This window comes from bacterium (genome assembly GCA_035703895.1).
Taxonomy (GTDB): Bacteria; Sysuimicrobiota; Sysuimicrobiia; order Sysuimicrobiales; family Segetimicrobiaceae; genus Segetimicrobium.
In genome coordinates this window covers 1-3,605 of the sequence record DASSXJ010000180.1, presented here as the reverse complement: position 1 = coordinate 3,605, position 3,605 = coordinate 1, and the positions used below count along the sequence as shown (strand labels likewise).

Annotated in this window: 4 protein-coding genes; 1 reads left to right on the top strand and 3 read right to left on the bottom strand. The window is 66.7% G+C overall.

Going from position 1 to position 3,605, the window contains the following annotated elements; translation table 11 throughout:
- Positions 1-1,174, top strand: a 1,174-nt coding sequence (locus VFP86_12750; GenBank protein HET9000509.1) for an AMP-binding protein, incomplete at its 5' end; no start/stop codon positions are given.
- A gap of 8 nt (positions 1,175-1,182) precedes the next feature.
- On the opposite strand, the gene leuD is transcribed toward VFP86_12750, so the two are convergent.
- The 3 genes from leuD to VFP86_12735 all read right to left on the bottom strand — a co-directional run.
- Positions 1,183-1,794 carry a 3-isopropylmalate dehydratase small subunit gene (leuD, locus tag VFP86_12745; protein ID HET9000508.1) on the bottom strand — a complete coding sequence of 204 codons (612 nt, stop codon included), beginning with the start codon at positions 1,792-1,794 and terminating at the stop codon, positions 1,183-1,185.
- 6 nt (positions 1,795-1,800) lie between these two features.
- Positions 1,801-3,207, bottom strand: a complete 1,407-nt coding sequence (gene leuC / locus VFP86_12740) for a 3-isopropylmalate dehydratase large subunit (protein ID HET9000507.1) — start codon at positions 3,205-3,207, stop codon at positions 1,801-1,803.
- Positions 3,204-3,605: ribonuclease H-like YkuK family protein (locus VFP86_12735; protein HET9000506.1), on the bottom strand; the 402-nt coding region annotated here is incomplete at its 5' end. The genes VFP86_12735 and leuC, both read right to left, overlap by 4 nt.

The window sequence follows — 3,605 nt, the reverse complement described above, 5'->3', positions numbered from 1 at the left end:
GTACGAGGCCCTCGTCGCCGCGGCCGACCCGATGCGGCAATGGCCGGACCTCGACGAGTGGGACCCTGCCGGCATGTGCTTCTCCTCAGCCACCACCGGGCTCCCGAAGGGCGTGACCTATACCCACCGGGCGCTGTGGCTGCACAGCATGAACTGGGGGCTCGCCGATACGGCCGGGATCTCGGAAGGGGACACCATGCTCATCGTCGTCCCGCTGTTCCACGCCAATGCGTGGGGGCTGCCCTTTACAGGAGTCTGGATGGGCGCCACGCAGGTGCTGCCCGGTCCGCGACCCGATCCAAAGGTCTTCTGCGAGTTGATCCAGCGCGAGCGCGTGACGTTCGCCGCCGGCGTGCCCACGGTCTGGATGGGGGTCCTGGCGCTGATGGAGAAGGACCCCTATGATCTCTCGAGCCTCACCCGGATCATCTGCGGAGGCTCCGCGCCGCCACGGGCGCTGATCGAGGCGGTCGAGAAGCGGATCGGGGCCCAGTTCCTCCACGCATACGGCATGACCGAAGCCACCCCGCTCACGCATGTCACCCGGCTCAAGAGTCACATGGCGGACTGGGACGATGATCGCAAATACGGGGTCAAGGCCAAGCAGGGGCTGCTCGCTCCCGCGCTGGAGATGCGCGTCGTGGGCTTCGACGGCGCCGACGTGCCGTGGGACGACACGACGATGGGCGAGGTCTGGCTGCGCGGTCCGTGGATCGCCGACGAGTACTACCGCGACCCCCGCAGCGCCGAGACGTTTCAGCACGGATGGTATAAGAGCGGGGACGTCGCGACGATCGACGCCGAAGGCTATCTCCGCATCGTCGACCGGATGAAAGACGTCATCAAGTCCGGCGGCGAGTGGATCTCCACGGTCGACCTGGAGAACACCATCATGGCCCACCCCAAGGTGGCGGAGGCGGCGGTGGTGGGGGTCGCACACCCCAAGTGGCTGGAGCGCCCCCTCGCGTGTATCGTGGTCAAGCCCGGCCAGTCGGTGAGCAAGGAGGAAATCCTCGATCATCTCAAGGGCAAGTTCGCGTCCTGGTGGATGCCCGACGATGTGGTCCTGATCGATGAGGTGCCCAAGACGAGCGTCGGGAAGTTCGACAAGAAGGTGCTGCGGGAGCGGTTCGCTGAGTACCTGAAGCAAAAAGGCGCCGCGCCGGCCCGATAAGATCTCCCTCAGACGGTCACCCGGGGCATCCAACCCGGCCGGCCCGCCTCAAAGCGGGAGATCTCGGGCTCGTGCTGCAGTGTGAGCCCGATGGCGTCGAGCCCGTTGAGCAGGCTGTGTTTCTTGAACGCGTCGATCTCGAACGTGTCCGTGTGTCCGAACCCATCTGTGACCGTCTGCGCCTCGAGATCGATGGTGAGCTGGTACCCCTCCCGCGTGCTGGCGGCATCCATGATCTGCCGGATCCGTTCCTCCGGCAAGACGATGGTCAGGAGACCGATCTGTGCCGCGTTGTTGCTGAAGATGTCCGCGAACGACGGCGCGACGATGACCTTGAATCCGTAGTCCTGTAGCGCCCACGGGGCGTGTTCCCGCGAGGAGCCGCACCCGAAGTTCCTGCCGGCCACGAGCACCGTGCCCTCGCGAAACTGGGGCTTGTTGAGCACAAACTCGGGATTGGGCGTTCCGTCGGCGCGAAACCGCTTGCTGTAGAAGAGAAACTCCCCGTACCCGGTCCGCTCGATCCGCTTGAGGTACCGCGCGGGGATGATGAGGTCGGTATCGACGTCCGCCTGGTCGAACGGGACCGCGACGCCGGTGTGCGCCTTGAATCGATCCATGCCGCCCTACGCCCTCCACTCCCGGATGTCTACGAAATGGCCGGCGATCGCCGCCGCCGCCGCCATCGGTGGGCTCACCAGGTGCGTCCGGCCGCCCGGTCCCTGCCGGCCCTCGAAGTTCCGGTTCGACGTCGATGCGCAGCGCTCGCCGGGGCCGAGCACGTCCGGGTTCATCCCCAGGCACATCGAGCATCCGGCCTCGCGCCACTCGAACCCGGCGCTCTTGAAGACGCGGTCGATACCCTCTCGTTCGGCGTCCGCCTTGACCTGCTGGGACCCTGGGACGACCATGGCCCGCACGTTGGGGTGCACCTTTCGACCAGCCACGACGCGCGCGGCCGTGCGAAGATCCTCGAGCCGCGCGTTCGTGCACGAACCGATGAAGACACGGTCGACTTGGATGTCCTGGATCGGGATCCCCGGCTGAAGCGCCATATACGCAAGCGCGCGTTCGATCGCGGCCCGTGCCTGCGGATCGGGCGCGCCGAGAGGATCCGGCACCCGGCCCGTGACCGGCTCCGACTGCGAAGGATTCGTGCCCCACGTCACAAACGGCTCGAGCGTCGCGGCGTCCAGCTGGACGCGCGTGTCGTACGTCGCGCCGGCATCCGTCGGCAGCGTCTTCCAGTAGGCGACGGCCTCGTCCCATGCCTTGCCCTGGGGCGCGTAGGGGCGGCCCTCCAGATACGCAAACGTCTTCTCGTCCGGGGCGATCAGGCCGGCCCGCGCTCCTCCCTCGATCGTCATGTTGCAGACCGTCATCCGGCCTTCCATCGAGAGCCCGCGAATCGTGGACCCGGTATACTCGACGATGTGGCCGATCCCGCCGCCCACGCCGAACCGCCGGATCACGCCGAGGATGAGATCCTTGGGAGTAGTCCCGAGGGGCAACGTGCCGTCGATGCGAATCTCCATCGTCTTTGGGCGCCGCTGAGGCAGCACCTGACTCGCGAGCACATGCTCCACCTCGGAGGTCCCGACCCCGAATGCCAGCGCGCCCAGCGCGCCGTGGGTGGCGGTGTGGCTGTCCCCGCACACGAGCAGCAGCCCGGGCTGCGTCAGGCCGAGTTCAGGCCCGATGATGTGCACGATGCCCTGGCGCTGGCTCCGCATGCCCTCGAGCCGGATGCCGAACTCGCGGCAGTTCCGCTCCAGCGCCTCGACCTGGGCCTTGCTGATCGGATCCGTGATCGGCTCGGTGCGCGGCGTTGTAGGCACGTTGTGGTCGAGCGTCGCGAATGTCAGATCCGGCCGGCGCACCGGCCGGCGGTGGAGCCGCAACCCGTCGAACGCTTGGGGAGAGGTCACCTCATGCACCAGGTGCAGATCCACATACAGGAGGTCCGGCTCGCCGGCGTGACTCCGGACGACATGGGCATCCCAGACTTTGTCGATCACCGTGCGGGGTGTCATGAAGCCCCGGGGTTCCTGAGGGCTGTTCGCGTTCGGTCTCCGACGCGGAGCTTGCCGGTTTCCCGGTCGGCCACCTTGCTGGCGCCGTAGGAATCGGGTTTCGTGATCGCGGCGTACCCGCTGCCCTGCACCATGCCGACGACTTCGCGAATAATGCGCTTGGTTTCCCCGCGGTCGCCGACGTCGAGATGGATCTCGACCGGCAGCTCGCTGAATCCATTCTTGGCCAGCTGCGCGCTGACCTGGCTGGCCGTCTCTAGGCTGAGCGAGGTCTCGTAGAGGATCCGCTGACGGAGGCTTTCGATTTTCCGGTTGCGGAACTTGTGGTAGAAGTACCGGCCGCCGTGTCCGACCCGGTGGATGATGATCGCCGTCACGAAGCAGGTATCGTCGCCGAG

What these genes read in the sequence shown, in the direction of transcription:
- leuD (HET9000508.1), bottom strand. Translation starts at nt 1,794, where the DNA reads ATGGATCGATTCAAGGCGCACACCGGCGTCGCGGTCCCGTTCGACCAG.
- leuC (HET9000507.1), bottom strand. Translation starts at nt 3,207, where the DNA reads ATGACACCCCGCACGGTGATCGACAAAGTCTGGGATGCCCATGTCGTC.